We start from the raw sequence: 15,436 nt of genomic DNA, 5'->3' as shown, positions 1-15,436 counted from the left end.
GCCATCGCTCAGCCCATCTTCGCGATGACCTCGTCGCCGAACCGGCGGATCGCGTCGATCTGGCCCTGCACGTCCATCGGGTCGCTGCGGGTATCCCAGGGCAGCACGCCGGCATCGGTGACGCCGATCTCGGCCAGGTGGCGGAAATCGTCGACCGTGCGCGCGCTGAAATCGATGCCGTGGAACTGGAACTCGTGCGCGGTAGTGCCGAACTCCTCGCGGAAGCCGTTGATCGTGCCGATCATGTCCTTCAGCGTCGGCAGATCGGTGTTGGCCGACACCCAGCCGTCCCCGACCCGTGCGGCACGCCGCAGCGCGGGCTTGCTGTGCCCGCCGACGAGGATGGGAACCGGCTGCGGCGGCACCGGACGCATGCGCAGGGGGCCGAAGTCGTAGTGCCGGCCATGGAATTCGAAGAACTCGCCCGCCATCGCGCCGCGCAGGACCTCGATACACTCGTCCATCAGCTCGCCGCGCTTTTCGAAGTTCGCGCCGTTGTACTGGAAATCCTCCTTCCACGGACTGAGACCGGCGCCGAGGGCGATGCGGCCGTTCGTCATGACCGCGAGCGAGCTCAGCATCTTCGCGAGGATCAGCGGCTGGCGCACCGGCACCTTGAGTACGCCCGGATAGAAGCGCAGGCGGGTCGTCACGGCGGCCATCGTGGACATCGCAACGAAGGGCTCGATGAAGTCCGAATGCTCCAGGTATTGGCGGATCGCGTCGGTTTCGGCGTACGGATATTCGGATTCGGTGCGCTGCGGAAAGAACAGGCTGTCGGGCATCGACAGCCAGGTCCAGCCGCTTTCCTCCGCCGCGCGCGCGATCGCCGTGTAGTTGCGGTAGTTGCTGAAGCCGAGTTGCAGGACAAAGCGCATGGGAGATTTCCTTTTTCGTGCGCGTCAGCGCGGCATCCCGAGCGCGCGCTCGGCGATGATGTTGAGCTGGATTTCATTGGTGCCCGCGTAGATCGTGTCGGCGCGCGAGAAGAAGAACACCTGCTGCAGGCGCCGGATCGTCGGGTCGTCGGAACGGATGTCGCCGGCCGGGCCGAGGACGTCCATCGCGAGCTGACCGAGGCTGCGGTGCCAGTTGGACCACACGTACTTGTACATCAGCGATTCGGGGCCCACGCCGCCGGGCTTGCCGGCCAGCATGCGCAGCGCGTTGTGCCGCAGGGCGCGCAGGCCGATCCACGCGTCGGCGATGCGCTCGCGGAGGGCGGGATCGCGCGCCGCGCCGGTGACCAGCGCGGCATCGACGATCAACTGCATTTCGTGCACGAAGTGCATCTGCTGGCCGAGCGTGGACGCGCCGCGCTCGAAGCCGAGCAGCGCCATCGCCACGCGCCAGCCCTCGCCCGGCTTGCCGACGATGCAACCGGCATCGGTTGCGGCGCCGTCGAAGAACACCGCATTGAACTCGGCCTCGCCCGTCATCTGGCGGATGGGCTGGATCTCGATACCCGGCTGCGCCAACGGCATCAGCAGGAAGGTGAGCCCCTCCCGGCCGACTGAACCCGGCGTGCTGCGGGCGAGCACGAAGATCCAGTCGGATTCGTGCGCGAGCGAGGTCCACACCTTCTGGCCCTGCACCCGCCACACCTCGCCGTCCTGCCAGCAGCGGGTCGTGATCGCGGCGAGGTCGGAGCCCGCGCCGGGCTCGGAATAGCCCTGGCACCAGAACTCCCGCCCCTCGCGGATGCCGGGCAGGAAGCGCTGCTGCTGTTCCGGTGTGCCGAGTTCGATAAGCGTCGGCGCCAACAGCGTCTCGCCGATGTGCCCCATGCGGCCGGGGCCGCCGGCGCGCACGTATTCCTCGTGGAACGCCAATTGCAGGTCGAGCGGCAAAGCGCGACCGCCGTGCGCCTGCGGCCACCACAGGCCGACCCAGCCGCCCTCGGCGAGCTTGCGCTCCCACGCCTTGCGCAGCGCCGGGAAAGCCTCTTCGTCGCCGGGACCGCCGCGATGGCGCAGGCAGGCGAATTCGCCCTTGAGCTCGCGCGCGAGCCACCCGGCCACGTCGGCGCGAAAACAGGTTTCGGTCATCGGATCCATATCAAGCAAAGTCCAGAAGATGGGTGGCGACGCGCTCGCGCCAGCGCGCAGCCGTGCCGAACCATTGGCTGCCCCACTGCGCGCGCTTGAAATGCAGCTGGGGGTCGTACTCCCAGGTGAAGCCGACGCCGCCATGGAGCTGCACCGCTTCCTGGGCGCAGTAGCGGTAGGCGTCGTTCGCGAGCACCCGCGCCACCGCGACTTCGCGGGCGAGTTCATCGGCATCCACGAGCCCCGCCGCGATTGCGGCCACGCCCCGCACCGCCGAGCGTGCGGTTTCGAGCCGCAACATCATCTCGGCGCAGCGGTGCTTCACGGCCTGGAAACTCGCCACCGGTTTACCGAACTGCATCCGCTCGCGGGTGTAGGCGACTGTCATTTCGAGGCAGGCCGCGGCGCCGCCCACCTGCTCCGCCGCCAGTTGCAGCGCGGCGTGCGCGACGGTACGCGCGAGGCCGGCATCCAGCCGCTGCGGGTCATCGACGCGGGCGTCGGGCGGCAAGCGCAGGTCGCGGAAGCGCCACGTCATCTGCGGCCGGGTGAGATCCCACACGTCGAGCGCCACGCGCTCCACGCCCGGCGCATCCGCCGGCACATGGAACAGCGCGACCCCGTCGGCGTGGCGGGCGGCGACGAAGGCCACGTCGCAGCTGCCGTCGTCGATCACCTGGAACGCCTCGCCGCTCAAGACCCAGCCATCCTCGTCGCGACGACAGCCAACGGAGAGTGCGTCCCGCGACCACTCGCAGCCTGGTGCGAGAATGAGCGTCGCGCTCGCCTCGCCTGCCGCCAGCGCGGGCAGATGGCGTTCCTGCGCGGCGGCGTCCGCAGTCTCGATCAGCGCCGTCTGGGCCAGCACGACGGATGCGAAGAAGGGGCTTCGGGTCAGCCGCCCCCCCATCTCTTCCATCAGCAGGGCCAGTTCGACCGGCCCCATGCCCAGTCCGCCGAGCGCTTCCGGCACCTGCACGGCAGGCCAGCCCAGTTCGGCGATCCGCTGCCACAGTGCGGCATCTTCGTCCCGCGGCTTGCGGGCATTGGCGAATTCCGCGAGGAATGCCGCGGCAGTTTCCTGCAGCGCCGATTGCTCGTCGGAAAGCAGCAATACGTTTTGCATTGGCAGTCCAGTGAGTTGCCCCGTGGATTTTGGTAGGGGCATTCTCGCGACCGCCCGTCGCCGGCACATCATCCAATGGGACTACCCGACCCACGGATCGAGGCGATGGCCGGAAATGAACCTACGCCCCCCGGCCGGGTAGTGCAAAAGAACGATGACCCCGCCGTGGTGCCGCTGATAGCTTTGACCCCAAGCTAACCAGGGGCATCGAACATGACGGACGGAACACGCAGGACCATTGGGGTGATCGGTGGCACGGGCCACCTCGGCGCGGCGCTGGCGCGGCGCTGGGTGAAGGCCGGGCTGCGCGTCGTAATCGGCTCGCGCGACGCCGGCAAGGCACGGGAAGCGGCCGCAGCCATGGCCGCCGAGACCGGACGTGAGGTCGCCGCCGGCACGAACCGCGAAGCCGCGGAGCTGGCCGATATCGTCGTCGTCACCGTGCCCTTCGCGTCGCAGGCGGCGATGCTCGAGGAAATACGCCCGGTCGTCGCCGGCAAGATCGTCGTCGACACCACTGTGCCGCTGGTTCCGCCCAAGGTCATGCGCGTGCAACTGCCGCCCGAGGGCTGCGCGGCGTTGCGTGCCCAGGCATTGCTCGGCGGCGACGTGCGCCTCGTCTCGGCCTTCCATAACGTCGCCGCGCACAAGCTGGCGACCGATGAGGAGGTCGAGTGCGACGTGCTGGTGTTCGGCGACGACAAGGCCGCGCGCGCCGAGGTCGTTGGGCTGGCCGAAGCTGCCGGCCTGCGCGGCCTGCACGCGGGCGCGCTGGCGAATTCGGCGGCCGCCGAGGCGCTGACCTCGATCCTGATCTTCATGAACAAGACCTACGCGGTCGACGGCGCCGGGGTCCGCATCACCGGCACGCTCGCCGCCTGCGCCGACTAGGTTTCATCATGGCCCAGGCGCTCTCCTTCACGGCCGTTGCGGGAATCCCCGCCGTCGCCCCCGGCGACGACCTGCCTGCGCTCATCGCTGCGGCGCTCGCGCAGTCCGGCAGCACGCTGACTGAAGGCGACGCGCTGGTGGTCGCGCAGAAGATCGTGTCGAAAAGCGAGGGGCGCTTCATCGACTTGCGCACGGTGACGCCGTCCGCCCGCGCGCTCGAACTCGCGGCCATCACCCGCAAGGACGCGCGGCTCGTGGAGCTGGTACTTTCCGAGTCGAACGAGGTGCTCCGCGCGGTGCCGCACGTGCTGATCGTGCGCCACCGTCTGGGTTACGTGATGGCGAATGCGGGCATCGACCGCTCGAATGTCGACAGCCGCGACGGCGCCGAACGCGCGCTTCTGCTGCCCGTCGACCCCGACACCTCCGCGGCCCGGCTGCGCGCCGGCCTGCGCACGCTGACTGGCGTCGCGCCCGGAGTGATCGTGAGCGACAGCTTCGGTCGTCCGTGGCGCAACGGTGTCATCAATATCGCGCTGGGGGCGGCCGGCCTGCCGGCCCTGATCGATCGCCGCGGCGAGACCGACCTGTACGGGCGCCGCCTCGAAGTGACACAGGTCGCCTGGGCAGATGGACTCGCGGCCGGTGCGGCGCTGGTGATGGGCGAAGGCGCGGAAGGCACGCCGGTGGCGCTGGTGCGCGGCGCTCGCCACGACGCGCCGGAAGTGAATGCCCAGGCGCTGGTGCGCCCGATTGCGGAGGACCTGTTCCGATGAGCGCGAGACGGATCGTCGCCCTTTCCGGCGGCGTCGGGGGCGCCAAGCTCGCCGACGGCCTGATGCGCGTCTTGCCGCAGGACACGCTGACCGTCGTCGTGAACACCGGCGACGACTTCCGCCACCTGGGCCTGCACATCTCGCCCGACATCGACACCGTGCTATACACCCTGTGCGGACTCGCCAATCCCGAGACGGGATGGGGCCGTCGCAACGAAACGTGGCAGTTCATGCAGGCGCTGGCGAGCCTGGGCGGCGAGACATGGTTCCGCCTCGGCGACGCCGACCTCGCGATGCACATCGAGCGCACGCGACGGCTCGACAGCGGACAAAAACTGAGCTCCATCGTCGCCGACTGCGCGCACCGGCTCGGCATCCGCGCCGAGGTTCTGCCCATGACCGACGCCCCAGTGCGCACGCGCGTGGACACCACGGAGGGCCGGCTCGACTTCCAGGACTACTTCGTCCGGCGGCAATGCGCGCCGGTCGTCTCCGGGCTGCGCTATGACGGTGCCGCACGGGCCGAACCGGTCCACTCCGCGGTTGCGGCGATCCGCAGCGCGGCGGCCATCCTCATCTGCCCGTCGAACCCCTACCTCAGCATCGCGCCCATGCTCGCGGTACCGGGGCTGCGGCAAGCGCTGCGTGACGCGGAAGCGCCGGTGATCGCCGTATCACCGCTCATCAACGGCGCGGCCGTGAAAGGGCCGACGGCGAAGATCATGGCGGAACTCGGGTTGCCGGTCTGCGCCCCCGAGATCGCCCGCCACTACGGCGACCTCATCGACGGCTTCGTCCTCGATGAACGCGACGCCGCCCTCGCGGACCAGATCGACATCCCGGTGTGCCTGGCCGATACCCTGATGAAGGACATCGACGACCGCGAGCGCGTCGCACGCGCGAGCCTCGCCTTCGCCGAGCGCCTGCGCGCGGAGATGATCGCATGACCTGCTGGGCACTCATCCCGCTGAAGGATCCGGCCCACGGCAAGGGCCGGCTCGCCGGCGTGCTTTCGCCGGCGGAACGCAGACGGTTGATCGGCGCGATGCTCGACCGCGTGCTACGCACGCTGGAAAACATTCCGCAGATCGACGGCATCGCGCTCGTCACGCCCGCGAGCGGAATCACCGCACGCGACATCTTGATCCTGCCCGATCCCGGCGAAGGCCTGAACGCCTCGTTGGCAACCGGCACCCGGACACTCGCGAAGCGCGGCGCAAGCGAACTGCTGGTGCTGCACGCCGACCTGCCGCTGCTCGCCTGCACGGACGTGGAAGCCCTGATCGCGCTCGGCCGCTGCACGGGGCTCGGCATTGCTCCCGACCGTTACCGCCGCGGCACCAATGCCATTTTCCTCAAGACCGGCAGCGATTTCAGCTTTCACTTCGGCGTCGGGAGCTTTCCGGCACACCTTGCGGAGGCCGTGCGTTGCGGCCTGGTGCCGTCCGTCGTGGACCGGCCGGGGCTGGCGATGGACATCGACGAACCCCACGACCTCAAGCAATTGAGCTGGTACGACCTGCCCCGGAGCACTCGCCGTGCGCCGGCCCTCACCCCCTTCGAACGGAGCCACCCGACATGGCTGACAGCGTCACCCGAATCCTCGCCGATGCGCGTGCGGGACTGAGACTCACCGCAACGCAGGCCGCGCAACTGGCCGCCGAGCACGAACTCAGCCCCCTGCTGGAGACGGCCGAAGCGCTGACCCTCGCCGGTCACGGGCGCGCCATGGGCTGGTCGCGGAAGGTCTTCATCCCGCTCACCCAGCTGTGCCGTAACGCATGCGGCTACTGCACGTTTGCGCAGTCCCCCCGCCACGCGCAGCAGGCCTATCTGAGTCCCGAAGAAGCGCTCGACATCGCCGGTGCGGGCGCACGCACGGGGTGCCGCGAAGCCTTGCTCACCCTGGGCGAAAAGCCCGAACTGCGCTACGCCGCGGCACGCGAAGGTCTGGCTGCCCTGGGCCACGCCACGACGATCGACTACGTCGCCGACATCGCGCTGCGCATCCATGCCGAAACCGGCCTGCTTCCGCACATCAACGCCGGCACGCTGTCGCCCGCCGATCTCGCAAAGCTGCGCCCCGTGTCCGCGTCGATAGGGATCATGCTGGAATCCACCGCGGCCCGCCTGTGCGAACGCGGCGGCCCGCACTGGAACAGCCCCGACAAGCATCCGGAAGCACGCCTCGCAACGATCCGCCACGCCGGCGAGCAGTCGGTGGCCCTGACGAGCGGGATTCTCATCGGCATCGGGGAGACGCGCCTGGAGCGCATCGAGGCGCTGCTCGCGCTGCGCGAACTGCACGACATCCACGGTCATCTGCAGGAAATCATCATCCAGAACTTCCGCGCCAAGCCACGCACCGCGATGGCCCGCGCGCCCGAGCCCGAACTCGGCGAGCAGTTGTGGACGATTGCGATGGCGCGGCTGATCTTCGGCCCCGGGATGTCCATCCAGGCCCCGCCGAACCTGCGCCCCGGTGAGCTCGCGCCGCTGGTAGCAGCCGGCATCAACGACTGGGGCGGCATCTCGCCGGTGACGCCGGACCACGTGAATCCGGAAGCGGCGTGGCCGCACATCGCGGCGCTACGCCGCGACACCGAGGCGGCAGGCCGCCATCTGGTCGAACGGCTGGCTCTGGTGCCGCGCCACGCCCGCGATGCCGCGCGCTGGACCGATCCGGGCATTCGCCATTCGATCCTGCACCTCACCGACGCGGAAGGCTTCGCCCGCAGCGACGACTGGCACGCGGGCTCGGGCGCGCCACTGCCGCCTCATTCCGTGATCCGCGGCGCCAGTGCGGCGGATCAGCCTTCGCCCGAAGTCCTGCGCATTCTCGACCAGGCGGCGGCGGGCGACACGCTCGCCGAAACCGACATCGCACGCCTGTTCGCGGCGCGCGCTGCCGACTTCGATGCGGTGATCGGCGCGGCCGACCGCCTGCGCCGCGAGACCTGCGGCGAAGCGGTGTCCTATGTCACCAACTGCAACATCAACTACACGAACATCTGCCAGCACCGCTGCGGTTTCTGCGCGTTCGCGAAGGGGCGCAACACGGAGGCCCTGCGAGGTCCCGCCTACCGCCTCACGGCGGAGGACGTTGCCCGCCGCACGCTAGAGGCGCGCGACCGCGGGGCGACCGAGGTGTGCCTGCAGGGTGGCATCCATCCGCACTACACCGGCGAGTCCTACCTGGAGATCCTCGCCGCGGTGCGCAGCGCCGTGCCGGACATGCACATCCATGCGTTCTCGCCGCTCGAAGTCCTGCACGGCGCCACGACGCTGGGCCTGCCGGTGAAGGACTACCTGCGCCGCCTGCAGGCCGCCGGCCTCGGCAGCCTGCCCGGTACCGCGGCCGAAGTGCTGGATGACGAAGTGCGCGCGCAGTTGTGCCCTGACAAGCTCGACACCGCGCAATGGCTCGCCGTCGTTCGCGCGGCCCACGAGGTCGGCCTGCGCACCACGTCCACGATCATGTTCGGCCACCTCGACACGCCACAGCACTGGGCGCGCCATCTCCTGAAACTGCGCACCCTGCAGCTGGAGACCGGGGGCATCACCGAGTTCGTCCCGCTGCCCTTCGTCCACATGGAATCGCCGCTGTGGCACAAGGGCCGCAGCCGCTCCGGCCCGACCCTGCGCGAGGCCGTCCTGATGCATGCCGTGGGGCGCCTCGCGCTGCACCCCTTGATCCCGAACGTCCAGACCTCGTGGGTCAAGATGGGAGCGGACGGCGCCGCCTTGTGCCTGCAGGCGGGCGCGAACGACCTGGGCGGCACGCTGATGTACGAATCCATCACCCGCGCTGCCGGCGGCGCCAATGGCCAGCTGATGGACGCCGCAAGCATGAACGTCATCGCCTCCGGCATCGGTCGCCCCCTGTGGCGCCGCACGACGCTCTACCAGGGCGCGCCGGAGACCGTCCCCCAGCCGACCGGACCCTGCAGCACGCAAGCCGCGTGCGCCGCCTGATCCGGGCCTGATCGAACCACCGCTACAAGGAATACATGATGGCCCTGCAAATCGAGGAGAAATTCGAGGTCGCCGCCCCGGTCGAGGCAGTTTGGGACTTTCTGCTCAACCCGGAAAACGTCATCGCGTGCATGCCCGGCGCCTCGCTCACGGAGATCGTCGACGAGCGCAGTTTCGTCGGCGCCGTGAAGCTCAAGATCGGCGCCGTGAGCGCCCAGTACCAGGGCACGATCACCTACACGGAGAAGGACCCTGCCACCCGCACCGTGAAAATGCTGGCATCGGGCAACGAGCGCGGTGGCGGCACGGTCAGCGGCACCATCCTGACCCGCCTCGCGCCGTCCCCGGACGGCCGCGGCACCGAAATACGCTGCGAATCGAGCATCGACCTCACCGGCCGCATCCTGCAGGTCGGCCGCGGCATGATCGAAGGGGTTTCGGCTCAGATCATCAAGAAGTACGTCGGCAACGTGCGCGCGCTGCTGGAAGTGCCCCGCGAGAGCGAGGCCGCATCGGCCAATCCCGGCTCGACGGAGCCCGCCGCCGCCCCGACCGCCAACCGGACTCCTCCCCGTCCGCAGCCGCAGAAAGAGGATTCGATCAACGTCGTCGCAGTCGTGTTCAAGGTGTTCTTCGATCGGCTTGCCAGCTTCTTCCGGCGCGTTTTCGGTCGCGCCTGAAACCCTCCGCACCCACCGGCCGGCGTTCCGACACCGGCCGGAGCCGTCAGGCCGGCGTCAGCCCGCAGAGGATTTCACCGCGCGAAGCGCCGGCAGTCTCCAGCGGCTTGCCGGTCCCGGAGCACTCGTGCAGCGGCGCCGCTCGATCCCGCGCGAACCCACCGCGGCGGCCGCTCAGGACCGCCTGGATCTCGGCAAGGATCGACAAGGCGATCTCTTCGGGCGTCTCGGCGCCGATATCGAGTCCAGCCGGCCCATGCAGCGCGGCCCGCATCCCGGCATCCAGCACGACACCTTCCTCTGCGAGCGCCGCGAGCAGGCGTTCGGTACGCCGCTTCGGCCCCAGGATCGCGACATAGCGCGGGCGGCGCGACGCGAGCGCACGCATCACACGCAGATCCTCGAAGTAGTTGTGCGTCATGACCACCGCGAGCATGTCCGCGGAAGCACCAAGGCGGTCCAAGGCCTCTTCCGCGTCCCCGACGATGAACTGGTTGGCGCCCGCGAACCTCGCCGCGGCGCCATGGCCGCCCGTGCGCGTAACCACCCGCAGCTCCCAGCCCAGTGCCTTGGCGAACCGCATCAGCGGCACTGCGTCGTGCCCGGCGCCGAACACGGTCAGCACGGTCGGGGGTGCGACGTGTTCGAGAAACACCTCGACACGGCCGTCGCCCGTGTCGACGATGATGCGCGCCGAACGGCCGCCGCGCAGTGCTTCGCGTGCCTCGTCCTCGACGCGTGAGCGCAAATACTCGTCGGCTATTCCCCGGCAGCGCACGCCGATCTCCTCATCCAACATCAGGCGCGCACCAATCTCCGCCCCTGCCGCGCCGTCGATGCCGAACACCGTTGCGACGACGCCCGAGCGACCGCGCTTGAGGCAAGCCGAGATGAAGTCGAGCACATCCGCTTCGCCGGCGACAAGCGGCTCGATCAGCACGACGACGACGCCGTTGCAGCCGAGCGCGTAGCCTTCTGCCACCTCCTCGTCAGTCGAGTCGTACACCGCCACGACCGGTTCGCCCCGGTGCAACACGCGCGCGGCCAGGCGGACGACGTCCCGCTCCAGGCAGCCGCCGCTGATCGCCCCGACCGACGTGCCGTCCGCGGTGACGAGCATGCGTGCGCCGGGCCGCCGATAGGTCGAGCCTTCGACCGCGACCACCGTCGCGAGGGCCATTTCCTCGCCGCATGCACGTGCCTTGGCGTGGGCCTGCAGGATTCGCTGCGTTTCAGTCATCGCATGTCCCCAAACGTGTATCACGACTCGGGCCCCACTCTTGCACGCACCGGGCCGGGACGCATCGTTCCATTGCACTACTGCATGGTCCGGGTGGAACCGGTGACACCGGACAGGCCTTTAATGCGATCAGACGATGCCCCGATTCCGGTTTCGTCCGACGATTGCCTCACCCCGCGCACTCCGGCGCAGGTCCTCAGCGAGAACCGCGCCGCGCGGCTGCAGATATGGAGGGGGCGTCAATGACCGACCTGAAGCCGACAGGCAAACTCGACTTCTATCTCGAACGCATGGCAAGCCGGGGCATCGGTCCCGCGCGGATTCTCGCCGGCACGGGCCTCCAGGCGGATCAGCGCACCGAGGGCGGTCTCCAGCCGCATCCCCCGCAATACCGCCGCATCATCCTCAACATGCTGGAACTCACCCGCAACCCCTGGCTGGGTATTGCGCTGGGCGAGGAATTCAAGATCAGCCACCTCGGCATCCTCGGCTACGCGGTGCTGAGCGCATCCACGCTGAAGGACTCGCGGGAACTCTACGACCGCTACCGCGCGCTCAACGAGCACATCTTCTCGACCACCAACTACATCAAGCACGGTCGCTGGTTCTCCGAGATCCAGGACGTCTACCGGCTGGGTGAAGTAATGCGCTTCGCGGTCGAGGAGTTCGTCAGCCAGACGATGCAGCTGGCGTCCACGCTCACGAACCGTCCGTTCCCCATCCTCGAACTGCACCTGACCTACCCGCAGCCGGCCGACGTCACGCCCTACATCCGGCGCTTCAACTGTCCGGTCTACTTCAACCAGGCGCGCAACATCGTCGTCTTCGACATCAATCGCCTGCAGGACCCGATCAGTCTCTCCAATCCCGAGGTCTTCAAGCTGTGCTCGCGCCAGTGCGAAATGCTCGCCGCCAGCCGGCGCGACACCTCCCGGCTTTCGGAGCAGATCCGCAATCACCTCGTCAGCCATCCCGGGACTTTCCCGACGCTCGAGGAAATGGCCGAGCACCTGCACATCGGGGCGCGCACGCTGCGCCGTCGCCTCGTCGAGGAAGACCAGAGCTACCAGCGCATCCTCGACGACACGCGCAAGGAGCTGGCGATCCAGTACCTCCAGCACACGCGCCTGACGCCGAAGGAAATCGGCTACATGCTCGGCTACAGCAGCGTCAGCAACTTCCGCCGCGCCTTCAAGGCGTGGACCAACCAGACCCTTTCCGACGTGCGGCTCACGCACGCGTGAGCCCGCCAACCCGGTAGTCCCATCGGACGATGGCATGCCTTGCGGACATGCCTACCGTCCACGAACACAAACGATTCATTCAAAGGAGACAAGGCATGAGATTCGCTGGAAAAGTGGCGGTCGTCACCGGTGCAGGCCAAGGCATGGGACGTGCCATCGCACTGCGTCTCGCGCAGGAAGGTGCACAGGTCGTCGCGGCAGACATCAACGAAGCCAGTGCGCGCGAAACGCTCGAACTCGCCGGCCAGCCGGACGGCATCGCCCGCGCCTGCAACATCGCCGACAGCGCCGCCGTGAAGGCCTTGTTCGAGGAAGTCGACGGCCGCTACCGCCGCCTCGACGTGCTGGTGAACAACGCCGGCATCGGCAGCGCGAAGAACGACGGCTTCGACAAGCTGCTCGGGCGCATGAACGAACGGGGCGCCCAGATGGCCCGCGGCGAGACGCCGACCGTCTATCCCGACCTCATCTGCGACATGGCCGACGAGGGCTGGCGCGGCGTCATGCAGGTGAACCTCGACGGTACCTTCTTCTGCACGCGCGAAGCGGTGCGCCTGATGATCAAGCACGGAGTGAAGGGCTCGATCGTCAACATCTCCAGCACCGCCGCGATCTCGGGCGAAGGCGCACTGCACTACGCCGCCTCGAAGGCGGCGCTCACCGGCATGACGCGCAGCCTCGCCCGCGAAGTCGCACCGCGCGGCATCCGCGTCAACAATGTCATGCCCGGCCCGGTCAATACGCCGATCATGGCCAATGTCTCGCAGGCCTGGATCGACTCGATGATCGCGGGCATCCCGCTCGGCCGCATGGCCGAACCGTCCGACATCGCCGCGGTCGTCGCCTTCCTCGCGTCGGACGACGCGGCAATGGTCACCGGTTCCGATCTCGTCGCCAACGGCGGCTCCTACTTCAAGTAAGGGGAAAAACATGTCCGGAAAACTGCATGGACAGGTCGCCTTCGTCACCGGCGGCGGATCGGGAATCGGCGCGGCGACCGCGCGGCGGCTGGCCGCCGACGGCGCAACGGTGGTGATCTGCGGGCGCCGCAAGGAACCGCTCGACGAGGTCGTCGCCGGCATCGTCGCCAGGGACGGCAAGGCCGAAGCCGTGGTCGTGGACGTCGGCAACGAGACGCAGTTCGTCACGGCACTGGAAGACACGGCGAAGCGCCACGGCCGCCTCGATATCCTCGTGAACAACGCGATGGCCTTCACCTGGGGGGCGATCGAATCGACCTCGACCGCGGATTGGCATGCCAACTTCACCACCTCGGTCGATGGCACCTTCTGGGGCACGCGCACCGCCATGAAGCTGATGAAGGGCCGCGGCGGCGCGATCGTGAACCTCTCGTCGATCTGCGGCACGCTCGGTACGCCCTGGATGGCCGGCTACTCGGCCGCCAAGGCCGCCATCATCAACTTCTCGCGCGCGGCGGCGGCGGAAGGCGCAGCCGAAGGTATCCGCGTCAACGTCGTGATCCCCGCGGTCGTCGAAACGCCCGCCACCGCCGGCATGCTTGCCGACGAGAAATCGCGCCGCACGACCGAAAAACTGATCCCGATGGGGCGCGTCGGCCAGCCCGACGAGCTCGCCGCCGCGGTCGCCTTCCTCGCCGGCCCCGACGCGTCCTACATCACCGGCGTCGCCCTGCCGGTCGACGGCGGCCGCTCCGCGGTGCTCGTCACCGCCCTCGAATGAGATCCGCCCGATGAGCACGCCCTCCCTCGAAGAACGTATCGAGCGCCTCGAGTCGATCGACGAGATCCGCCAACTCGCGGCCAGGTACTCGCTGTCGCTCGACATGCGCGACATGGATGCACACGTGAATCTCTTCGCGCCCGACATCCGCATCGGCCGCGACCGCGTGGGCCGCGCGCATTTCAAGGCCTGGCAGGACGAGACCCTGCGCGACCAGTTCACCGGCACCTCGCACCACCTCGGCCAGCACATCATCGAGTTCATCGACCGCGACCACGCCACCGGCGTCGTCTATTCGAAGAACGAGCATGAGTGCGGCGGCGAGTGGGTCATCATGCAGATGCTGTACTGGGACGACTACGAGCGCATCGACGGTCGCTGGTGCTTCCGCCGGCGCCTGCCCTGCTACTGGTACGCCACCGACCTCAACAAGCCCCCCATCGGCGACCTGAAGATGCGCTGGCCCGGCCGGCAGCCTTACTCGGGCACCTTCCACGAGCTCTTTCCCTCGTGGAAGGAGTTCTGGGCCGACCGGCCGGACAAGGAATCGCTGCCGGAAGTGGCACCCCCGGCCCCGCTCGATAAGTTTCTCGAAACCATGCGGCGCGGCACCCCCGCGCCGAAGATCCGCGTCCGCTGAACGAGGCCAGACGATGACAGACCTGTTCTCCCCGGTCACCCTCGGTGATCTCCGCCTCGCCAACCGCATCGTCATGGCGCCGATGACACGCAGCCGCGCCGGCACCGGCGACGTGCCAACCGACCTGATGGTGGAGTACTACCGCCAGCGCGCCAGCGCCGGCCTGATCGTCGCCGAAGGCACGCAACCGAGCGCCAACGGCAAGGGCTACTGCCGTACCCCCGGCATCCACACGGCCGAACAGGTCGCCGGCTGGCGCAAGGTCACCGACGCCGTGCATCGCGCAGGCGGCTGCATCGCGCTCCAGATCATGCACGTCGGGCGCGTCGCGAGTCACCTCAACAAGGACCCGGGCAGCGAAACGGTCGCGCCGTCGGCGCTCCGTGCGGCGGGACGCATCTTCACCGACGCGGCCGGCATGGTCGAATACGACCTGCCGCGCGCGCTGCGCACCGACGAAATCCCCGGCGTCATCGCCGAATACCGCCGCGCCACCGAGTACGCCTTGGATGCAGGCTTCGACGGCGTCGAACTGCACTGCACGAGCGGTTATCTGCCGATGCAGTTCCTCGCCAACAACACCAACCTGCGCGACGACGCCTACGGCGGATCTCCGGGAAAGCGCATGCGCTTCGTCGTCGAGACGCTGGAAGCGATGGCCGCGGCGGCCGGGCCGGGCCGCGTCGGCCTGCGCATCTGCCCGGGCAACCCCTTCAACGACGTCGTCGACGACGACCCGGTCACGACCTACAGCGGCCTGCTGCGCGCCATCGACCCGATGGGCCTCGGCTACCTGCACGTGATGCGCTCGCCGATCCGCGAGCTCGACGCACTCGCCCTCGCAAGGCGTCACTTCCGTGGTCCGATCATCGGCAACGACAGCTTCAAGCTCGCCAGCGCCCAACGCGTGGTCGGGGACGGCACCTGCGATGCCATCTCTTTCGGTCGCTACTTCATCGGCAATCCCGACCTCGTCCATCGATTCCGCCACGGCGCCCCGCTCGCCGAGTTCGACCAGAACACGCTGTACACACCGGGCGAACACGGCTACACGGACTATTCTTCGCTCGTGGCTTGAGCCGCGTCACGGCACGAGGCGGCCCTCTCCCCAACCC

At 68.5% G+C, this 15,436-nt stretch carries 15 protein-coding genes; 11 read left to right on the top strand and 4 right to left on the bottom strand.

The genetic code is table 11. The features are described 5' to 3' along the window. Positions 1 to 8: 8 nt before the first annotated feature. Genes GPA25_RS17080 through GPA25_RS17070 form a run of 3 tightly spaced genes read right to left on the bottom strand, consistent with a single transcriptional unit; the run spans position 9 to position 3,174 of the window. On the bottom strand, positions 9 to 878 hold the full coding sequence (locus tag GPA25_RS17080; protein WP_169261615.1) for a TIGR03619 family F420-dependent LLM class oxidoreductase: 870 nt from the start codon (positions 876 to 878) through the stop codon (positions 9 to 11). Positions 879 to 902: 24 nt separating this feature from the next. Further along, positions 903 to 2,057, bottom strand: a complete 1,155-nt coding sequence (locus tag GPA25_RS17075) for an acyl-CoA dehydrogenase family protein (protein ID WP_246265794.1) — start codon at positions 2,055 to 2,057, stop codon at positions 903 to 905. A 1-nt stretch (position 2,058) separates the two neighbouring features. Continuing rightward, complete coding sequence (locus GPA25_RS17070) at positions 2,059 to 3,174, bottom strand: acyl-CoA dehydrogenase family protein (protein WP_169261614.1); 1,116 nt, start codon at positions 3,172 to 3,174, stop codon at positions 2,059 to 2,061. Between the two features lie 213 nt (positions 3,175 to 3,387). Between GPA25_RS17070 and npdG the strand changes: the two genes are divergently transcribed. From npdG to GPA25_RS17040, 6 genes are read left to right on the top strand one after another with little or no spacing between them, the layout of a single operon-like run. Beyond that, a complete protein-coding gene (gene npdG / locus GPA25_RS17065; RefSeq protein ID WP_169261613.1) occupies positions 3,388 to 4,065 on the top strand; it encodes an NADPH-dependent F420 reductase in 678 nt (225 codons plus the stop codon). An 8-nt stretch (positions 4,066 to 4,073) separates the two neighbouring features. Beyond that, positions 4,074 to 4,841, top strand: coding sequence for a coenzyme F420-0:L-glutamate ligase (gene cofE / locus GPA25_RS17060; protein ID WP_169261612.1), 768 nt, complete (start codon positions 4,074 to 4,076; stop codon positions 4,839 to 4,841). Then, the gene (gene cofD, locus GPA25_RS17055; protein WP_169261611.1) at positions 4,838 to 5,788 is read left to right on the top strand and encodes a 2-phospho-L-lactate transferase; all 951 of its coding nucleotides are present in this window, start codon (positions 4,838 to 4,840) and stop codon (positions 5,786 to 5,788) included. Before cofE ends, cofD begins: the two co-directional genes overlap by 4 nt. Further along, positions 5,785 to 6,468, top strand: a complete 684-nt coding sequence (gene cofC / locus GPA25_RS17050; RefSeq protein ID WP_169261610.1) for a 2-phospho-L-lactate guanylyltransferase — start codon at positions 5,785 to 5,787, stop codon at positions 6,466 to 6,468. Before cofD ends, cofC begins: the two co-directional genes overlap by 4 nt. Further along, on the top strand, positions 6,420 to 8,816 hold the full coding sequence (gene cofH, locus GPA25_RS17045) for a 5-amino-6-(D-ribitylamino)uracil--L-tyrosine 4-hydroxyphenyl transferase CofH (RefSeq protein WP_169261609.1): 2,397 nt from the start codon (positions 6,420 to 6,422) through the stop codon (positions 8,814 to 8,816). Before cofC ends, cofH begins: the two co-directional genes overlap by 49 nt. Before the next feature lie 35 nt (positions 8,817 to 8,851). Continuing rightward, positions 8,852 to 9,496 carry an SRPBCC family protein gene (locus GPA25_RS17040; protein WP_169261608.1) on the top strand — a complete coding sequence of 215 codons (645 nt, stop codon included), beginning with the start codon at positions 8,852 to 8,854 and terminating at the stop codon, positions 9,494 to 9,496. 46 nt (positions 9,497 to 9,542) lie between these two features. On the opposite strand, the gene GPA25_RS17035 is transcribed toward GPA25_RS17040, so the two are convergent. Then, positions 9,543 to 10,736 (bottom strand): XdhC family protein, encoded by a 1,194-nt coding sequence (locus GPA25_RS17035; protein WP_169261607.1) that lies wholly within the window; start codon positions 10,734 to 10,736, stop codon positions 9,543 to 9,545. Between the two features lie 242 nt (positions 10,737 to 10,978). Here GPA25_RS17035 and GPA25_RS17030 point away from each other — a divergent pair, with 242 nt between their 5' ends. From GPA25_RS17030 to GPA25_RS17010, 5 genes are all read left to right on the top strand, one after another. Then, positions 10,979 to 11,980 (top strand): AraC family transcriptional regulator, encoded by a 1,002-nt coding sequence (locus GPA25_RS17030; RefSeq protein ID WP_169261606.1) that lies wholly within the window; start codon positions 10,979 to 10,981, stop codon positions 11,978 to 11,980. A 95-nt stretch (positions 11,981 to 12,075) separates the two neighbouring features. Continuing rightward, entirely contained in the window at positions 12,076 to 12,900 is an 825-nt protein-coding gene (locus GPA25_RS17025; protein WP_169261605.1) for an SDR family NAD(P)-dependent oxidoreductase, read from the top strand. Between the two features lie 10 nt (positions 12,901 to 12,910). Beyond that, positions 12,911 to 13,681, top strand: coding sequence for an SDR family NAD(P)-dependent oxidoreductase (locus GPA25_RS17020; protein WP_169261604.1), 771 nt, complete (start codon positions 12,911 to 12,913; stop codon positions 13,679 to 13,681). A 10-nt stretch (positions 13,682 to 13,691) separates the two neighbouring features. Continuing rightward, positions 13,692 to 14,321 (top strand): nuclear transport factor 2 family protein, encoded by a 630-nt coding sequence (locus GPA25_RS17015; RefSeq protein ID WP_169261603.1) that lies wholly within the window; start codon positions 13,692 to 13,694, stop codon positions 14,319 to 14,321. A gap of 13 nt (positions 14,322 to 14,334) precedes the next feature. Continuing rightward, a complete protein-coding gene (locus tag GPA25_RS17010; protein ID WP_169261602.1) occupies positions 14,335 to 15,399 on the top strand; it encodes an alkene reductase in 1,065 nt (354 codons plus the stop codon). Positions 15,400 to 15,436 lie beyond the last annotated feature (37 nt).

The sequence above is a fragment of the Aromatoleum diolicum genome (assembly GCF_012910955.1).
Classification (GTDB): domain Bacteria; phylum Pseudomonadota; class Gammaproteobacteria; order Burkholderiales; family Rhodocyclaceae; genus Aromatoleum; species Aromatoleum diolicum.
This window is presented reverse-complemented; position numbering and strand designations above follow the sequence as displayed.

Coding starts and splice junctions, on each gene's coding strand:
- GPA25_RS17080 (WP_169261615.1), bottom strand. CDS start 878: ATGCGCTTTGTCCTGCAACTCGGCTTCAGCAACTACCGCAACTACACG.
- cofD (WP_169261611.1), top strand. CDS start 4,838: ATGAGCGCGAGACGGATCGTCGCCCTTTCCGGCGGCGTCGGGGGCGCC.
- GPA25_RS17070 (WP_169261614.1), bottom strand. CDS start 3,174: ATGCAAAACGTATTGCTGCTTTCCGACGAGCAATCGGCGCTGCAGGAA.
- GPA25_RS17020 (WP_169261604.1), top strand. CDS start 12,911: ATGTCCGGAAAACTGCATGGACAGGTCGCCTTCGTCACCGGCGGCGGA.
- GPA25_RS17035 (WP_169261607.1), bottom strand. CDS start 10,736: ATGACTGAAACGCAGCGAATCCTGCAGGCCCACGCCAAGGCACGTGCA.
- npdG (WP_169261613.1), top strand. CDS start 3,388: ATGACGGACGGAACACGCAGGACCATTGGGGTGATCGGTGGCACGGGC.
- GPA25_RS17015 (WP_169261603.1), top strand. CDS start 13,692: ATGAGCACGCCCTCCCTCGAAGAACGTATCGAGCGCCTCGAGTCGATC.
- GPA25_RS17030 (WP_169261606.1), top strand. CDS start 10,979: ATGACCGACCTGAAGCCGACAGGCAAACTCGACTTCTATCTCGAACGC.
- cofH (WP_169261609.1), top strand. CDS start 6,420: ATGGCTGACAGCGTCACCCGAATCCTCGCCGATGCGCGTGCGGGACTG.
- cofE (WP_169261612.1), top strand. CDS start 4,074: ATGGCCCAGGCGCTCTCCTTCACGGCCGTTGCGGGAATCCCCGCCGTC.
- GPA25_RS17025 (WP_169261605.1), top strand. CDS start 12,076: ATGAGATTCGCTGGAAAAGTGGCGGTCGTCACCGGTGCAGGCCAAGGC.
- GPA25_RS17075 (WP_246265794.1), bottom strand. CDS start 2,057: ATGGATCCGATGACCGAAACCTGTTTTCGCGCCGACGTGGCCGGGTGG.
- GPA25_RS17010 (WP_169261602.1), top strand. CDS start 14,335: ATGACAGACCTGTTCTCCCCGGTCACCCTCGGTGATCTCCGCCTCGCC.
- cofC (WP_169261610.1), top strand. CDS start 5,785: ATGACCTGCTGGGCACTCATCCCGCTGAAGGATCCGGCCCACGGCAAG.
- GPA25_RS17040 (WP_169261608.1), top strand. CDS start 8,852: ATGATGGCCCTGCAAATCGAGGAGAAATTCGAGGTCGCCGCCCCGGTC.